At 69.6% G+C, this 12,992-nt stretch carries 12 protein-coding genes; 7 read left to right on the forward strand and 5 right to left on the reverse strand.

The window, feature by feature from the left end; translation table 11 throughout:
- Position 1: 1 nt before the first annotated feature.
- Both murJ and secB read right to left on the reverse strand, forming a co-directional pair.
- A complete protein-coding gene (gene murJ, locus DM480_RS01520; RefSeq protein WP_115377242.1) occupies positions 2-1,591 on the reverse strand; it encodes a murein biosynthesis integral membrane protein MurJ in 1,590 nt (529 codons plus the stop codon).
- Between the two features lie 30 nt (positions 1,592-1,621).
- The gene (gene secB, locus DM480_RS01525) at positions 1,622-2,131 is read right to left on the reverse strand and encodes a protein-export chaperone SecB (RefSeq protein WP_115377243.1); all 510 of its coding nucleotides are present in this window, start codon (positions 2,129-2,131) and stop codon (positions 1,622-1,624) included.
- 237 nt (positions 2,132-2,368) lie between these two features.
- Here secB and DM480_RS01530 point away from each other — a divergent pair, with 237 nt between their 5' ends.
- From DM480_RS01530 to DM480_RS01540, 3 genes are all read left to right on the forward strand, one after another.
- Positions 2,369-3,016 carry a Tim44/TimA family putative adaptor protein gene (locus DM480_RS01530; protein ID WP_133297769.1) on the forward strand — a complete coding sequence of 216 codons (648 nt, stop codon included), beginning with the start codon at positions 2,369-2,371 and terminating at the stop codon, positions 3,014-3,016.
- Positions 3,017-3,157: 141 nt separating this feature from the next.
- Complete coding sequence (gene mltA, locus DM480_RS01535; protein ID WP_232834077.1) at positions 3,158-4,501, forward strand: murein transglycosylase A; 1,344 nt, start codon at positions 3,158-3,160, stop codon at positions 4,499-4,501.
- Positions 4,502-4,526: 25 nt separating this feature from the next.
- Entirely contained in the window at positions 4,527-5,060 is a 534-nt protein-coding gene (locus DM480_RS01540; RefSeq protein WP_115380657.1) for a Smr/MutS family protein, read from the forward strand.
- A 34-nt stretch (positions 5,061-5,094) separates the two neighbouring features.
- Here the strand turns inward: DM480_RS01540 and dnaA are convergent, their stop codons facing one another.
- The 3 genes from dnaA to mutM form a co-directional block, all read right to left on the reverse strand.
- A complete protein-coding gene (dnaA, locus tag DM480_RS01545) occupies positions 5,095-6,558 on the reverse strand; it encodes a chromosomal replication initiator protein DnaA (protein ID WP_198665927.1) in 1,464 nt (487 codons plus the stop codon).
- A 446-nt stretch (positions 6,559-7,004) separates the two neighbouring features.
- Positions 7,005-7,268: a 30S ribosomal protein S20 gene (gene rpsT, locus DM480_RS01550; RefSeq protein ID WP_115377246.1), complete on the reverse strand. Its 264-nt coding sequence runs from the start codon at positions 7,266-7,268 to the stop codon at positions 7,005-7,007.
- 119 nt (positions 7,269-7,387) lie between these two features.
- Entirely contained in the window at positions 7,388-8,203 is an 816-nt protein-coding gene (mutM, locus tag DM480_RS01555; protein WP_115377247.1) for a bifunctional DNA-formamidopyrimidine glycosylase/DNA-(apurinic or apyrimidinic site) lyase, read from the reverse strand.
- Positions 8,204-8,259: 56 nt separating this feature from the next.
- Between mutM and DM480_RS01560 the strand changes: the two genes are divergently transcribed.
- From DM480_RS01560 to coaBC, 4 genes are all read left to right on the forward strand, one after another.
- The gene (locus tag DM480_RS01560; RefSeq protein WP_115377248.1) at positions 8,260-8,991 is read left to right on the forward strand and encodes a class I SAM-dependent methyltransferase; all 732 of its coding nucleotides are present in this window, start codon (positions 8,260-8,262) and stop codon (positions 8,989-8,991) included.
- A 19-nt stretch (positions 8,992-9,010) separates the two neighbouring features.
- Positions 9,011-10,546 (forward strand): 2-polyprenylphenol 6-hydroxylase, encoded by a 1,536-nt coding sequence (gene ubiB, locus DM480_RS01565; protein WP_115377249.1) that lies wholly within the window; start codon positions 9,011-9,013, stop codon positions 10,544-10,546.
- A gap of 90 nt (positions 10,547-10,636) precedes the next feature.
- Positions 10,637-11,761 carry a hypothetical protein gene (locus tag DM480_RS01570; protein WP_115377250.1) on the forward strand — a complete coding sequence of 375 codons (1,125 nt, stop codon included), beginning with the start codon at positions 10,637-10,639 and terminating at the stop codon, positions 11,759-11,761.
- On the forward strand, positions 11,758-12,990 hold the full coding sequence (gene coaBC, locus DM480_RS01575) for a bifunctional phosphopantothenoylcysteine decarboxylase/phosphopantothenate--cysteine ligase CoaBC (RefSeq protein WP_115377251.1): 1,233 nt from the start codon (positions 11,758-11,760) through the stop codon (positions 12,988-12,990). The genes DM480_RS01570 and coaBC overlap by 4 nt, the downstream gene beginning before the upstream one ends.
- Positions 12,991-12,992: the final 2 nt, after the last annotated feature.

The following is a 12,992-nucleotide window of genomic DNA, read 5'->3' on the forward strand; positions in this document are numbered from 1 at the left end:
GTCATGGGGTAACGGCTCTGCGACGGAGGAGGGATTTGAGGTCCGCCACGCGGAAGGCTCCGGTGACGAAACAGGCGATGACGTAGATGGCCACGCCCGCGCCGACCAGCCCCGCGAGCGCCGCGCCGCGGATCGGCAGCGCGCGGGTGAGATAGGGATCGACCAGCGGCGTCACGAGCAGCAGCGCGCCGCCCATCAGCAGCGCGGCGAGCAACAGTCGCGGCACCTTGCGGCGCACCTGCGGATCGAGCGCGAAATGCCCGCGCCGCGACAGGACGACGTAGAGCGAGACGACGTTGACGGTGGAAGCGAGCGCAGTGGCGAGCGGCGGCCCGATCTGTCCCAATTCCCAATGCGCCAGCGTCGGGATGAGGACGAGGTTGCCGACGAGGTTGATCGCGACCGAATAGAGGGCGAGCCGCACCGGCGTTTTTGTGTCGGCGCGCGCGTAGAAGCCAGGCGTCAGCACCTTGACGAGCACGTAGCTGGGCAGGCCGATCGAGAAGGCCGCAAGCGCCTGCGCGGCGCGCAGCGTATCGCGCGCGTCGAACGCGCCATGCTGGAACAGGCCGCGCACGATCGGCTCGGCGGCGAAGACGAAGGCGGCGGTCGCGGGCAGCGTCAGGAACAGCGCGAGTTCCAGCCCGCGGTTCTGCATCTCCATCGCCTCGCCCTCGCGCCCCTCGGACAGCAGGCGCGAGACAACGGGCAGCAGGATCGTGCCGAGCCCGATGCCGATCAGGCCGAGCGGCAACTGGTTGAGCCGATCGGCGTAATAAATGGCGGAAATCGAGCCCGCCGCGAGCAGGTGGCCGGCGAGCGCGGTGGAAATCGCGAGATTGATCTGCGCCGCGCCCGCGCCGGTCGCGGCGGGAACGATCAGCTTCAACATGCGGCGCACGTCGTCGTCGATGCGCGGGCGGCGCAGGCGCAGGCTGACGCCCGCCTGCCGGCACGCCCACCACAGCCAGGCGAGCTGGAGCGCGCCGCCGACCGTCACCGAAATCGCCTGCACCCGCGCGGTGGCATAGGCATCGCCGCCGTGGAAGAACAGCAACCCGCCGACCATCGCGATGTTGAGCAGGATCGGCGCGGCGGCGTTGACCCAGAAGCGGTTGAGCGAATTGAGGATCCCGCCGAGCAGCGAGGCCAGCGAGATCAGCATCAGATAGGGGATGGTGAAGCGCGACAGCGTCACCGCAAAGGCGAACTGATCGGGCGTCGGATGCTGCCGGTCGAAACCGCCCGACAGGCCCCAGGTGATCGGCCAGGCGGCGACCAGCATCGCGGCGGTGAAGGCGAGCAGCACCGGGAACAGCACCGCCAGCGCGCGTTCGGCAAAATCGATCCCCGCCGCCGTCCCCCCGCCCTCCGCGACCTTGCGGTTGAACAGCGGGATGAACGCGGCGGAGAACGCGCCCTCCGCGAAGAGGGCACGGAACATGTTCGGCAGGCGGAAGGCGACGAAGAAGGCGTCCGATGCGAAGCCCGCGCCGACATAGGTCGCCTGCAGCGTGTCGCGGACGAGCGCGAGCACGCGGCTGGCGAGCGTCAGCCCGCCGACCGATCCCAGCGCCTTGTGGAGGTTCACCCCCCTCGTTCCCTCGCCCGCCGGCCGCGATCAGGCGTGGCCGACCTCACCGACGGTGAACTGGCCCTGCGCCTCGGCCTGCTGCATGTAGAGGGCGCCGAAGTCGATCGGCTCGAGCAGCAGCGGCGGGAAGCCGCCGTCGCGCACGCAATCGGCGAGCACGCGGCGCGCGAACGGGAAGAGCAGGCGGGGCGCCTCGCCGAGCAGGAACGGCTGCACCGCATCGGCGGGCACGTTGCGCAGGCCGAACAGGCCGGCATAGGTCAGATCGACGATGAACGCGGTCTGGCCATCGGCCTCCGCCTTGACGTCGATCTTCAGGATGACCTCGTGCACCTCGTCGCCGACCTGCGCCATGCCGATGTTGAACTGGACGTCGATCTGCGGCGGATTCTGGTTCTGGAAGATCGCCGGCGCGTTCGGATTCTCGAACGACAGATCCTTGACGTATTGCGAGATCAGGCCGGCAGCCGGCGCCGTATCTTCGCCATTCGCCGTCGGAGCCGTGTCGAGCGTGGTGCCATAGTCCTGGTCGGCCATGATTGAGCAATCCTTGGATAAGAAGCGTTGAAGACAGCGTGGCGGGGCGGCGTGCAACCGACGGACCGAAGCCGCCCGTCGCGCGTTCGATCGCGATGGTGGACGCGCCTAGCAGTGCGGGCGAGGCGTTTCAACGCCGCCCGCGATCGCCGGCATGGCGGAGTATTCGGGTAACGTCCGACGCGGTTTGAATAAAGCGCGCCATGCGCCTATGTGGTGGGACGGATCGGAGGTACGGTGTTCTACGTGGTTCTTCTCGCGATGGTGGCGGCGTTCCTGGCGCTGCGCCTGTACAGCGTGCTCGGCAAGCGGACCGGCCACGAGCAGCAGCCGATCGCCCGCACGGCGGAGGACCGCCCCGCGACCGTCGCCGTGCCGCGCACGATCGACGTCGCCGCCGAGGTGCGCGAACCGCAGAACCGCAACATCGATCCGAAGGCGGAGCCCGGCCTGCGCGCGATCGTCAACGGCGAGCCGGGTTTCGACGTCAATCAGTTCCTGGGCGGCGCGCAGGCGGCATATCGCATGACGCTGGAAGCGTTCTGGAAGGGCGACGAGACGACGCTCGCCGAGCTGACGCAGCCCGATGTCGCGCACGCTTTCGGCGAGGCAATCGCCGCGCGGCGCGAGGCGGGCGAGACGCTGGAGAACCGGCTGGTGTCGATCGAGCGCGCGACGATCGCCGATGCGACGCTCGAGGGGCGTGAGGCGCGGATCACCGTGCGCTTCGATGCCGACATCGCCGCCGTGACGCGCGATGCGGAGGGTCAGGTCGTCGCCGGATCGCTGACCGATGCGGTCGAGACGCATGACCTGTGGACCTTCACCCGCACGCTGAAGAGCAACGACCCGAACTGGACGCTGGCGGACACCGACGAGGCCTGACGCGCGGTCAGCCGGGTAAATCCGCCGGCCCGTGGTTCGGCCCGTCGTTATCCAACTAAACGCTTGTTCCGGGCCGCCTGCTTGAGGCACTGCCGTTGCCGACACCCTGCGCTGTAAGCGGGTGCGTGTTCGGGGACGGCCATGATCGGTAAACGCGTATCGGTAAGTATCGCTTTGGCGCTCGCCCTGAGCGCCTGTGGTGGGCGGGTCGTGCCCGTCGCCGCCGATCATCGCCCCGTCCTGCCCTATCGCCCTACCGACGGCGGCGGACGCCCCACCCCCGCCCGCCCCGCGCCAGCGCGCCCGACCGCGGGGACGACCGGCCAGACGATCGCAAGCGGCCGCGCCTATGACGGGCGTATCCAGCCCGCGACGCCCTTGCTCGGCACGCCGGTCGTCCCGATCGCGGGCGCGACCAATGCCGCCAGCGCGGGCATCGTGCCCGGCCCCGCGATCGACACGCTGCCGATCACCGAGGCGCAGGCGGAAGCGGCGCGGCAGGCGTTCCTGACCAGCTGTCCCGGCCTGATCCGCCGCACCGACGCGTCCGGCCTGACGCGCGGGCCCGATTGGCAGGCGGCGTGCGACGCGGCGCGTGCGACCCCGCGCGGCGGCGCGCGCGATTTCTTCATCGCCAATTTCGAAACGGTGCAGGTCGGCGACGGCCGCGCCTTCGCCACCGGCTATTACGAGCCGGAAATCGCCGCCTCGCGCGAGCGGCGTCCGGACTACGACGTGCCGATCTACGCGCGGCCCGACGACCTCGTCGACGTCGATCTCGGCCAGTTTTCCGCCGATCTCAAGGGCAAGAAGATCCGTGGCCGCGTCGATGGCAAGAGCCTGATCCCCTATTACGACCGCGCCGCGATCGTCGGCGGTGCGATCGACCGGCGCGCGCCGGTGCTGGCCTGGGGCGCGGACGAGGCGGCGGTGTTCTTCCTGCAGGTGCAAGGCTCGGGGCGCCTGCGCCTGCCCGACGGCCAGATCATGCGCGTCGGCTACGACGACCAGAACGGCCGCGACTATACCGGCATCGGCGCGCTGATGAAGGCGCGCGGGCTGATCGGGCCGGGCCAGACATCGATGCAGGGGATCGTCGCGTGGCTGCGCGCCAACCCCGAGCAGGGCCGCGCGATCATGAACGAGAACAAGAGCTTCGTCTTCTTCCGCGAGATCACGACGCCGCCGCTCGGCGCGATGGGCTATGTCGTCAATGGCGGGGTCAGCGCGGCGGCGGATACGAAGTTCGTGCCGCTGGGTGCGCCCGTCTTCCTGTCGATGGACCGGCAGGATGCAAGCGGGCTGTGGGTCGCGCAGGACACGGGCGGCGCGATCAAGGGCGCGAACCGCTTCGATACCTTCTGGGGCGCAGGCCCGCTGGCGGAGGCGACCGCGGGCGGCATGGCGGCGCGCGGCATCGCCTTCCTGTTGCTCCCCATCGGTACGCTCGCGCGGATGCAGACCGGTGCGCCAGCTCAACCCTGAGGAAACCGCGCTCTGGGCAAAGGTGATGGCGACGGTGCGGCCGCTGCGCGCGGTCGCCCCCGCCGCGCCGCCCGCGCCCAAGCCCCCGTCCAAGCCCCCATCCAAGCCAACGAGGACGAGTGCTGCGCCGCCGGTCGTCGCCAAGCCCGCAAAGCCCGCGGGACGCGTGCCGCCGTTGCGCCCGCCCGCCCCCGTCGCCGCGCCGAAACCGCGCCCGAACACGCTCGACGGCGGGTGGGACAAGAAGCTGGGCCGCGGCATCGTCATCCCCGACAGTTCGATCGACCTGCACGGGCACAGCCTCGCATCGGCGCATGCCCTCCTCGATCAGGGGCTGGACCGCGCCATCGCGCGCGGCGACCGCGTGCTGCTGCTCGTCACGGGCAAGCCGCCACGCCCGGAAAGCGAGCGGCCGCATGCGCGCGGCGCGATCCGCGCGGCGATCGCCGACTGGCTCGCCGCGTCGCGCCACGCCGATGCGATCGCGGCGGTGCGCGGCGCGCATCCGCGCCACGGCGGTGCGGGCGCACTCTATATCGTGCTGCGGCGCGGGCGCTGAGGCGCCGCCCCCGGCTCGGCGACGGCCGGGAAACTCAGGCTTCCAGTTCGCGCATCAGCGTGCGCACCGCGGCATCGATATCGCGATCCTGGTCGCGCAGTTCCTCGATCTTGCGGACCGCATGGATGACGGTCGAATGGTCGCGCCCGCCGAACTTGCGGCCGATCTCCGGCAGCGAGCGCGTCGTCAGCCGCTTGGCGAGATACATGGCGATCTGGCGCGGCCGCGCCACCGCACGGCTGCGGCGTGCGGAGACGAGGTCGAGCGGCTTCAGTTCGAAATGCTGGCTGACCAGCTTCTGGATCTCATCGATCGTCACGCGGCGCTGCGCCCCGCGCAGCACATCGCCGAGCGTCGCGAGCGCGAAGTCGAGGTCGATGCGGTCGCCGGTCAGCTGCGCATAGGCGACGACGCGATTGAGCGCGCCTTCCAGCTCGCGGATATTGGCGTGGATGCGCGCCGCCAGCAGGTCGAGCACCTCGGCGGGGACGTCTGCATCGGGCAGGTCGGCAAGTTTCCTGTCCAGTATCGCACGGCGCAACGTGAGGTCGGGCGCCTTGATGTCGGCGACGAGGCCCACCGCCATGCGGCTGACGATCCGCGTCTCGATCCCGTCGAGTGCCTGCGGGCAGCGATCGGCGGAGATGACGAGGCGCTTGCCCGCGCTCATGATCTCGTTGACGGTGTGGAAGAATTCCTCCTGCGTCGCATCCTTGCCGGCGATGAACTGCAGATCGTCGATCAGCAGCAGATCCGCACTGCGCAGGCGCTGCTTGAACGCGAACGTGTCGCGCGCGCGCAGCGACGCGACGAAGTCGAACATGAACCGCTCCGCCGACATGCACAGCACGGTCGCATCGGGATGCGCGGCGAGAAAGGCATGGCCGATCGCGTGCATCAGGTGCGTCTTGCCCTGCCCCGTCCCCGAATGGAGGAACAGCGGGCTGAAACGCGGCGGCCCCGGTTCGGCGAGCGCCTTTGCCGCGTTGAACGCGACTCGGTTCGCGCCATCGACGACGAATCGGTCGAAGGTGAAGCGCGGGTCGAGCGGCGGCCGCGGCGCGGCGGGCTGGTCCGCCCCGATCGCCTGCGCGACGACCGGCTTGATCGCGGCGGGTGCGGGCGGCACGGGCCGCGGGGCGGCGATCGGCGTCGGCTGAGCGGGCGAATCGGCGCCCGCGGCGGGCTCTGCGACGAGCACCAGCGGGGCGGGACGCACGACGCGCGTCTCGATCACGACACTGCGAACCTGGGGCAGCTGCGCGCGGAATTCGAGCAGCAGGCGGTCGGCATAATGGTTGCGGACCCAATTGGTCATGAAGGCGGACGGCAGGCCGAGACGGACCGTGTCCGGCTCGTCGGCATCCTCGATCAGCTCCATCGGCTTCAGCCATTGCTCGAACAGACGCGCACCGGCCGATTCGCGCAGGTTCGTACGGACGCGAGCCCAGGCGCGCTGCGCCTCGCTCCCCGTGTCCGCCGCTGCCTGCACCTTCATCACGCACACGCCTCCCAAGCCCGTGCGGACACCCCGCACCGACGTCCGATCTTCAGGACAGACAAGTCCCCCCGACGGCCCACCGGGCCGTCCGTTACCCCGAAACTGTTCAGTACCCGCGGACGGTGAATCCCGCCGCGGTAAGGGAGAGTTATGAAGACTGGGGCGGGACGATCAAGCCCCGTCCCGGTCACGAATGTGAAATAAACGGGATTGACAGCCCCTAGCCCGCAGAATTGCGTGCGGAAAAATGACAAGCCTTTGATTCAACAAGATGTTCTTGTCGCTGGCGGCATCACGCACCACTCGAATCGTGGTGAGTCCTGCCTTTCCGATTCTGTTCCGCGGACATCAGGAGAACATCCAAAAAGCGCCCGTGGCGCGGACAGCAAAAAGCCCGCCGGGGAACCCCGGCGGGCCGTATTTGCCCGACGCTGACGCGTCGATCAGGCGAGCGCGGACAGGCGCTTCGTCAGACGCGAGAACTTGCGGCTCGCGGTGTTCTTGTGGAGCACGCCCTTGGCCACGCCGCGTGCCAGCTCCGGCTGAACCGCCGCAAGCGCGGTCGTCGCCGCCGTCTTGTCACCCGCCGCGAGCGCAGCCTCGACCTTCTTCACGAAGGTACGGATACGGCCGACGCGCGCACCGTTGATCTCGGCGCGGCGCTCGTTACGACGGATGCGCTTCTTGGCTTGCGGCGTGTTCGCCATTCGGGTCGGTCCTCAGGTCTATTCCGGTCGATGAAAAAGGGGCGCCGGGATTACCCTACGCCCTCTCGAAGGTGGCGCCCATAACGAAGCCGGACGCCGCGGTCAACCTTTCCCGCCCCTCAGCCGCGCTGGCATTTGGGGCAGAAGAAGGTCGATCGCCCCGAATCGACGCGCCGCTGGACGACGCCGCCGCAATGGCACGATTCGCCCTCGCGCCCGTAGACGAGGAACTGTTTCGAGAAATAGCCGAGCTCGCCGTCGGGCCGGGCATAATCACGCAAGCTTGATCCCCCTGCCTCGATCGCGGCGAGCAGAACCTCGCGCACCGCCGCGGCCAGCCGGTCGAGCCGCGCGCGTGCGATCTGCCCCGCCGCGCGCGTCGGGGCAATGCGCGCGAGGTGCAGCGCCTCGCACACGTAGATGTTGCCGAGTCCCGCGACGATCCGCTGGTCGAGCAGCATCGCCTTGATCGGCGCCGCGCGCCCATCAAGGACCTTCGCCAAATACGCGCCGGTGAACGACGGGCCGAGCGGCTCGGGGCCCATTGCGGCGAACGGCGGATAGTCGTCGAGCGCATCGCTGCGCCACAGATCGAGGAAGCCGAATCGGCGCGCGTCGTTGAGCGCGAGTCGCCGCCCCGCATCCGTTTCCAGCACGAGATGGTCGTGCGCCATCTCCTCCGCCGGATCGACGCGCCAGCGGCCCGACATGCCGAGATGGAAGATCAGCGTATCGCCGCGATCGGTATCGATCAGCCCGTATTTGGCACGCCGACCGAGCGACGTGACGGTCGCGCCCGTAATCCGCTGGCGCAGGTCCACGGGGATCGCCTTGCGCAGGTCGGCGCGGCGCGGTTCGACCAACGTCAGGCGATGGCCGGCGAGCACGGGGGTCAGCCCGCGGACGGTGGTTTCGACTTCGGGAAGTTCTGGCACGCCCGATCAGCTAGGTTGCGTTTGCCCCCGCCACAAGGCGCGGCTAGGGCAAGCGCATGAGCGATACCGTCTCCTTCGGCTATGAAGACGTCACCCCCGACGAAAAGACCGCCCGCGTCGGCGGCGTGTTCACCAACGTGGCCAGCCGCTACGACCTGATGAACGACGCCATGTCCGCGGGCATGCACCGCGTGTGGAAGGACCGCTTCGTGCGGCGGCTCAACCCGAAACCGGGCGAGCAGGTGCTCGACATGGCGGGCGGCACCGGCGACATCGCGTTCCGCATCGCGGATCGCGGCGCGACCGTCACCGTCGCGGACATCAACCCCGCGATGCTCGAAGTCGGCATGGAGCGCGCGGCGAAGCGCGGGTATGACGGGCTGGTGTGGACCGAGGCGAATGCCGAGGTGCTGACCTTCCCGGACAAGTTCTTCGACGCCTATACGATCGCCTTCGGCATCCGGAACGTCACCGACATCCCTGCCGCCCTGCGCGAGGCGCATCGCGTGCTGCGCCGCGGCGGGCGCTTCTTCTGCCTCGAATTCTCGACGACCTTGTGGCCGGGGTTCAAGGAAGTCTACGACGCCTATTCGCACAAGCTCGTCCCCAAGCTCGGCCAGATGCTGGCGCAGGATGCGGACAGCTATCGCTATCTGATCGAATCGATCCGCCGCTTTCCCGACATGCCGACGTTCGAGGGCATGATCCGCGACGCCGGTTTCGTCAGCACGCGGGTCGAGCCGATGCTGGGCGGCCTCGTCGCGATCCATTCGGGGTGGAAGATTTGATGCGAGGCGCCGCACGCTCGTGACCGCGCCCGCCGTCCATGTCTGGCGGCTCCTGAAATGGGGCCGCATCCTGGCGCGTCACGGCGCGCTCAAGGGGATCGAGGGAGACGCCAACACGCCCGCCCCCGTCCGGCGGATGGCGCGGATCGCGCGACTGGGCGCACGCGTGCCGGCGACCCCGCGCTATGCCGATGCCTTCCAGGCGATCGGCCCGGCCGCGATCAAGCTCGGCCAGACGCTGGCGACGCGCCCCGACCTCGTCGGCGAAGCGGCGGCGCACGACCTGCTGCGCCTGCAGGACCAATTGCCGCCGGTGCCGTTCGCGACGATCCGCACCGCGCTGGAGGCGGGGCTCGGCCGGCCGATAGAGGCGGCGTTCCGGCATATCGAGGAAACGCCCGTCGGCGCCGCCTCAATCGCGCAGGTTCACCGGGCGGTGACCACCGACGGGCGGCAGGTCGCGGTCAAGGTGCTGCGCCCCGGCGTGGAGGCGGATTTCACGCGGGCGATCGACACCTATCAATGGGCCGCCGCGCAGCTCGAGGGGCTGGGCGGCGAGGCGAAGCGGCTGCGGCCGCGCCTGACGGTGGAGAATTTCCGCCGCTGGACGCTGCGCGAACTCAATTTCCAGCGCGAGGCAGCCTCGGCGAGCGAACTGGCCGAGGCGATGACCGCCGAGCCCGATTTCGTCGTGCCGGCAATCGACTGGCAGCGTTCGTCGACGCGCGTGCTGACGATGGAATGGATCGACGGCATCAAGCTGTCGAACCGGCAGGCGCTGATCGACGCCGGCTATGACGTGAAGAAGCTCGCCAACACGCTCGTCCAGGCGTTCCTGCGCCAGGCGATCGCGGAAGGATTCTTCCACGCCGACATGCACCAGGGCAATCTGTTCGCGCTGCCCGGCGACAAGATCGCGGCTATCGATTTCGGCATCATGGGCCGTATCGACCGGCGCGCGCGGGTGTGGCTGGCCGAAATCCTGTACGGCCTGATCACCGGCAATTACCGCCGCGTCGCCGAAATCCATTTCGAGGCGGGCTACGTCCCCGCGCACCATAATGTCGCCGAATTCGCGACTGCGCTGCGCGCGGTGGGCGAGCCGATGCGCGGCCTGCCGGTCAAGGACATGTCGATCGGCATGATGCTGGACGGCCTGTTCAGCATCACCCGCGATTTCGACATGGTGACGCAGCCGCACCTGCTGCTGCTCCAGAAGACGATGGTGATGGTCGAAGGCGTCGCGACGGGCCTCGATCCCGACATCAATCTGTGGGAATCGGCCGCGCCGTTCGTGCGGGAATGGATTCGGACCGAGCTCGGCCCCGAAGCGGCGATCGCCGATCGGCTGATCAGGGACGTACGCACGATCGCGGGCCTGCCCGACCTGATCCGCCGGATTGAGGCGCGCTATCCCGAGCCGGGCGGCGAGCCCCCCGCCCCGCCGCTCAAGGAGATCGAAGTCGTGCGGATCGGTGGCGGCTGGCGCTATGCCGCGGTGGCGGTCGTCGCGGCGGCGGCGAGCGTCGCGGGCACGCTGATGGTCGTGCATTGAGCGCCGCCCCTGCTCTTTTCATCGTCCGCGACGACGGGCTTTTTCGCTCTCCCCACGGAAGGGTGGGGGTGACGAGGGCGCCGCGCTGACATGCACCGCCGCGCGCTCGCCCCGCTCTGGCTCGCCCGCCCTTCGCGCTTCGCGGACGTGCAGCCGCGCGGCGGCCGGATCGGCGTCGCGCTGCTCGCGCTCGCACTGCTCTTTGCAACCGCGCTCGCGCTCGCCAGCCCCGCGCCGCCCGCCGCGAGCGGCGATCCGGCAAAGCGCGCGGAAGACCAGGCCGACATCGTGTTGTACGAAACGATCGTCGACAACGTCCGCGCCGGCCGCGACTATTATCTCGCCGCGGCGGACGCGCAGCGCGCGGGCCATTATCCGCTGAAGCCCTTCGTCACGATGCGCCTGCCGACGCTGGCGCGCGTCCAGGCGGCACTGCCGCGCACCGTGGTGGACGGCCTGCTATACCTCCTCTGCGCCGCGGTGATGATCGCATGGTGGGCGCGGCTCACCTCCGCCTTCGCACGACCACCGCCGCGGCTGATCGCGCTGACGCTACTCGCCGGCGGCATGATGGCCTTCGTGCAGACCGATCTTGCCCCGTTCCACGAAATCTGGGCCGGGCTGCTGATCGCGCTGTCGCTGGGGGTGTGGAAACCCGGGCGGTGGCTGCCCGCGGTCGCCTTCGGATTGGCGGCGGCGCTGATCCGCGAGACGGCGGGGCTGTACCTGCTGTTGATGGGCGGCATCGCCCTGGTCGAGCGGCGCCCGCGCGAGGCGGCGGGATGGGCAGTCGCCGCCGCGGTGCTGGCGATCGCGTTGCTGCTCCACGCGCATGCGGTCGCGGGCGTCGTGCGGCCGCTCGACGCGGCGTCGCCGGGCTGGGCGGGACAGCTGGGGCCCGGTTTCTTCGTGCGGACGATGGCGCTGTCGACCGCGCTCGCGGTAGCGCCGCTGTGGCTCGCCGCGCCGCTGTTCGCGCTGTCGCTGTTCGGCTGGGCGGCGTGGCGCGATCCGCTCGCGGTGCGCGTGCTGGCGCTGCTAGCGGCATATGGGATCGTGCTGGCGCTGTTCGGACGGCTCGACACCTTCTATTGGGGGCTGCTGATCGCGCCGCTGTCGCTGGTCGGCATCGCGTTCGCGGTCGATGGCGCCCGCGATCTCCTGTCCGCCGCGATCGATACGCGGCGCATCACGGTGACGAGGCTGATCCGATGAAGCGCATCCTCCTGATCGTCGGCGGCGGTATCGCGGCGTACAAGGCGTGCGAGCTGATCCGGCTGCTCAAGCGGCGCGGGCATGCGGTGCGATGTGTGATGACCGAGGGGGCGGGCCATTTCGTCACCCCGATGACGCTCGCCGCGCTCAGCGAGGACAAGGTCTACACCAGCCTCTGGGATCTGAAGGACGAGGCGGAGATGGGGCATATCCAGCTCAGCCGCGAGGCGGATCTGATCGTCGTCGCGCCCGCCACCGCCGATCTGATCGCGCGGATGGCGGCGGGGCTCGCGGACGATCTCGCCACGACGGTGCTGCTTGCCACCGATACGCCGGTGCTCGCGGTGCCCGCGATGAACGTGCGGATGTGGGGCCATGCGGCAACGCGCCGCAATGTCAGGGCGCTGCGCGCCGACGGCGTCACGGTGATCGAGCCCGACGAGGGGCCGATGGCGTGCGGCGAATACGGCCCGGGCCGTCTGCCCGAACCGCAAGCCATCGCCGACGCGATCGAACGGCATTTGGGCATCGGCGACGACCGTCCGCTGGATGGACGGCACATCCTCGTCACCGCAGGGCCGACGCACGAGGCGATCGACCCGGTGCGCTACATCGCCAATCGATCGTCCGGCCGTCAGGGTTTCGCCATCGCCGGCGCGCTTGCCGCGCTGGGCGCGCGGGTGAGCCTCGTCGCCGGTCCGGTGACGCTGGCAACGCCGCCGGGCGTCGATCGCATCGACGTCGAGAGCGCGCAGGATATGGCAGACGCGGTCGCCGCGGCGCTGCCCGTCGACGCCGCGGTGATGGTCGCCGCCGTCGCGGACTGGCGGGTCGAGGCAGCGCCGCATAAGGTCAAGAAGGGCGATGCGCCCCCGGTGCTGACGCTGACCGAGAATGTCGACATCCTCGCGACGCTGGCGAAAAGCCCGCGCCGCCCCCTGCTCGTCGTCGGCTTTGCGGCGGAGACGCAGGACGTGCTGGACCACGCGGCGGCCAAGCGCGTGCGCAAGGGTGCGGACTGGATCGTTGCCAACGACGTATCGGGCGACGTGTTCGGCGGTACGACGAACACCGTGCATCTGGTCACTGCGGGCGGCGTCGAATCGTGGGAACGCCTGCCCAAGGACGCGGTGGCCGCACGGCTGGCGCAGCGGATCGCCGATGCGCTTGCCCTAGCGGACGTTTCCGAACGATCTGAACGACTTTCATCGCCGGCCGATCGCGTCTAGGA

This window comes from Sphingomonas sp. FARSPH (assembly GCF_003355005.1).
Taxonomy (GTDB): Bacteria; Pseudomonadota; Alphaproteobacteria; order Sphingomonadales; family Sphingomonadaceae; genus Sphingomonas.

Coding starts and splice junctions, on each gene's coding strand:
- coaBC (WP_115377251.1), top strand. CDS start 11,758: ATGAAGCGCATCCTCCTGATCGTCGGCGGCGGTATCGCGGCGTACAAG.
- DM480_RS01570 (WP_115377250.1), top strand. CDS start 10,637: ATGCACCGCCGCGCGCTCGCCCCGCTCTGGCTCGCCCGCCCTTCGCGC.
- DM480_RS01540 (WP_115380657.1), top strand. CDS start 4,527: ATGGCGACGGTGCGGCCGCTGCGCGCGGTCGCCCCCGCCGCGCCGCCC.
- rpsT (WP_115377246.1), bottom strand. CDS start 7,268: ATGGCGAACACGCCGCAAGCCAAGAAGCGCATCCGTCGTAACGAGCGC.
- dnaA (WP_198665927.1), bottom strand. CDS start 6,558: ATGAAGGTGCAGGCAGCGGCGGACACGGGGAGCGAGGCGCAGCGCGCC.
- mltA (WP_232834077.1), top strand. CDS start 3,158: ATGATCGGTAAACGCGTATCGGTAAGTATCGCTTTGGCGCTCGCCCTG.
- DM480_RS01560 (WP_115377248.1), top strand. CDS start 8,260: ATGAGCGATACCGTCTCCTTCGGCTATGAAGACGTCACCCCCGACGAA.
- secB (WP_115377243.1), bottom strand. CDS start 2,131: ATGGCCGACCAGGACTATGGCACCACGCTCGACACGGCTCCGACGGCG.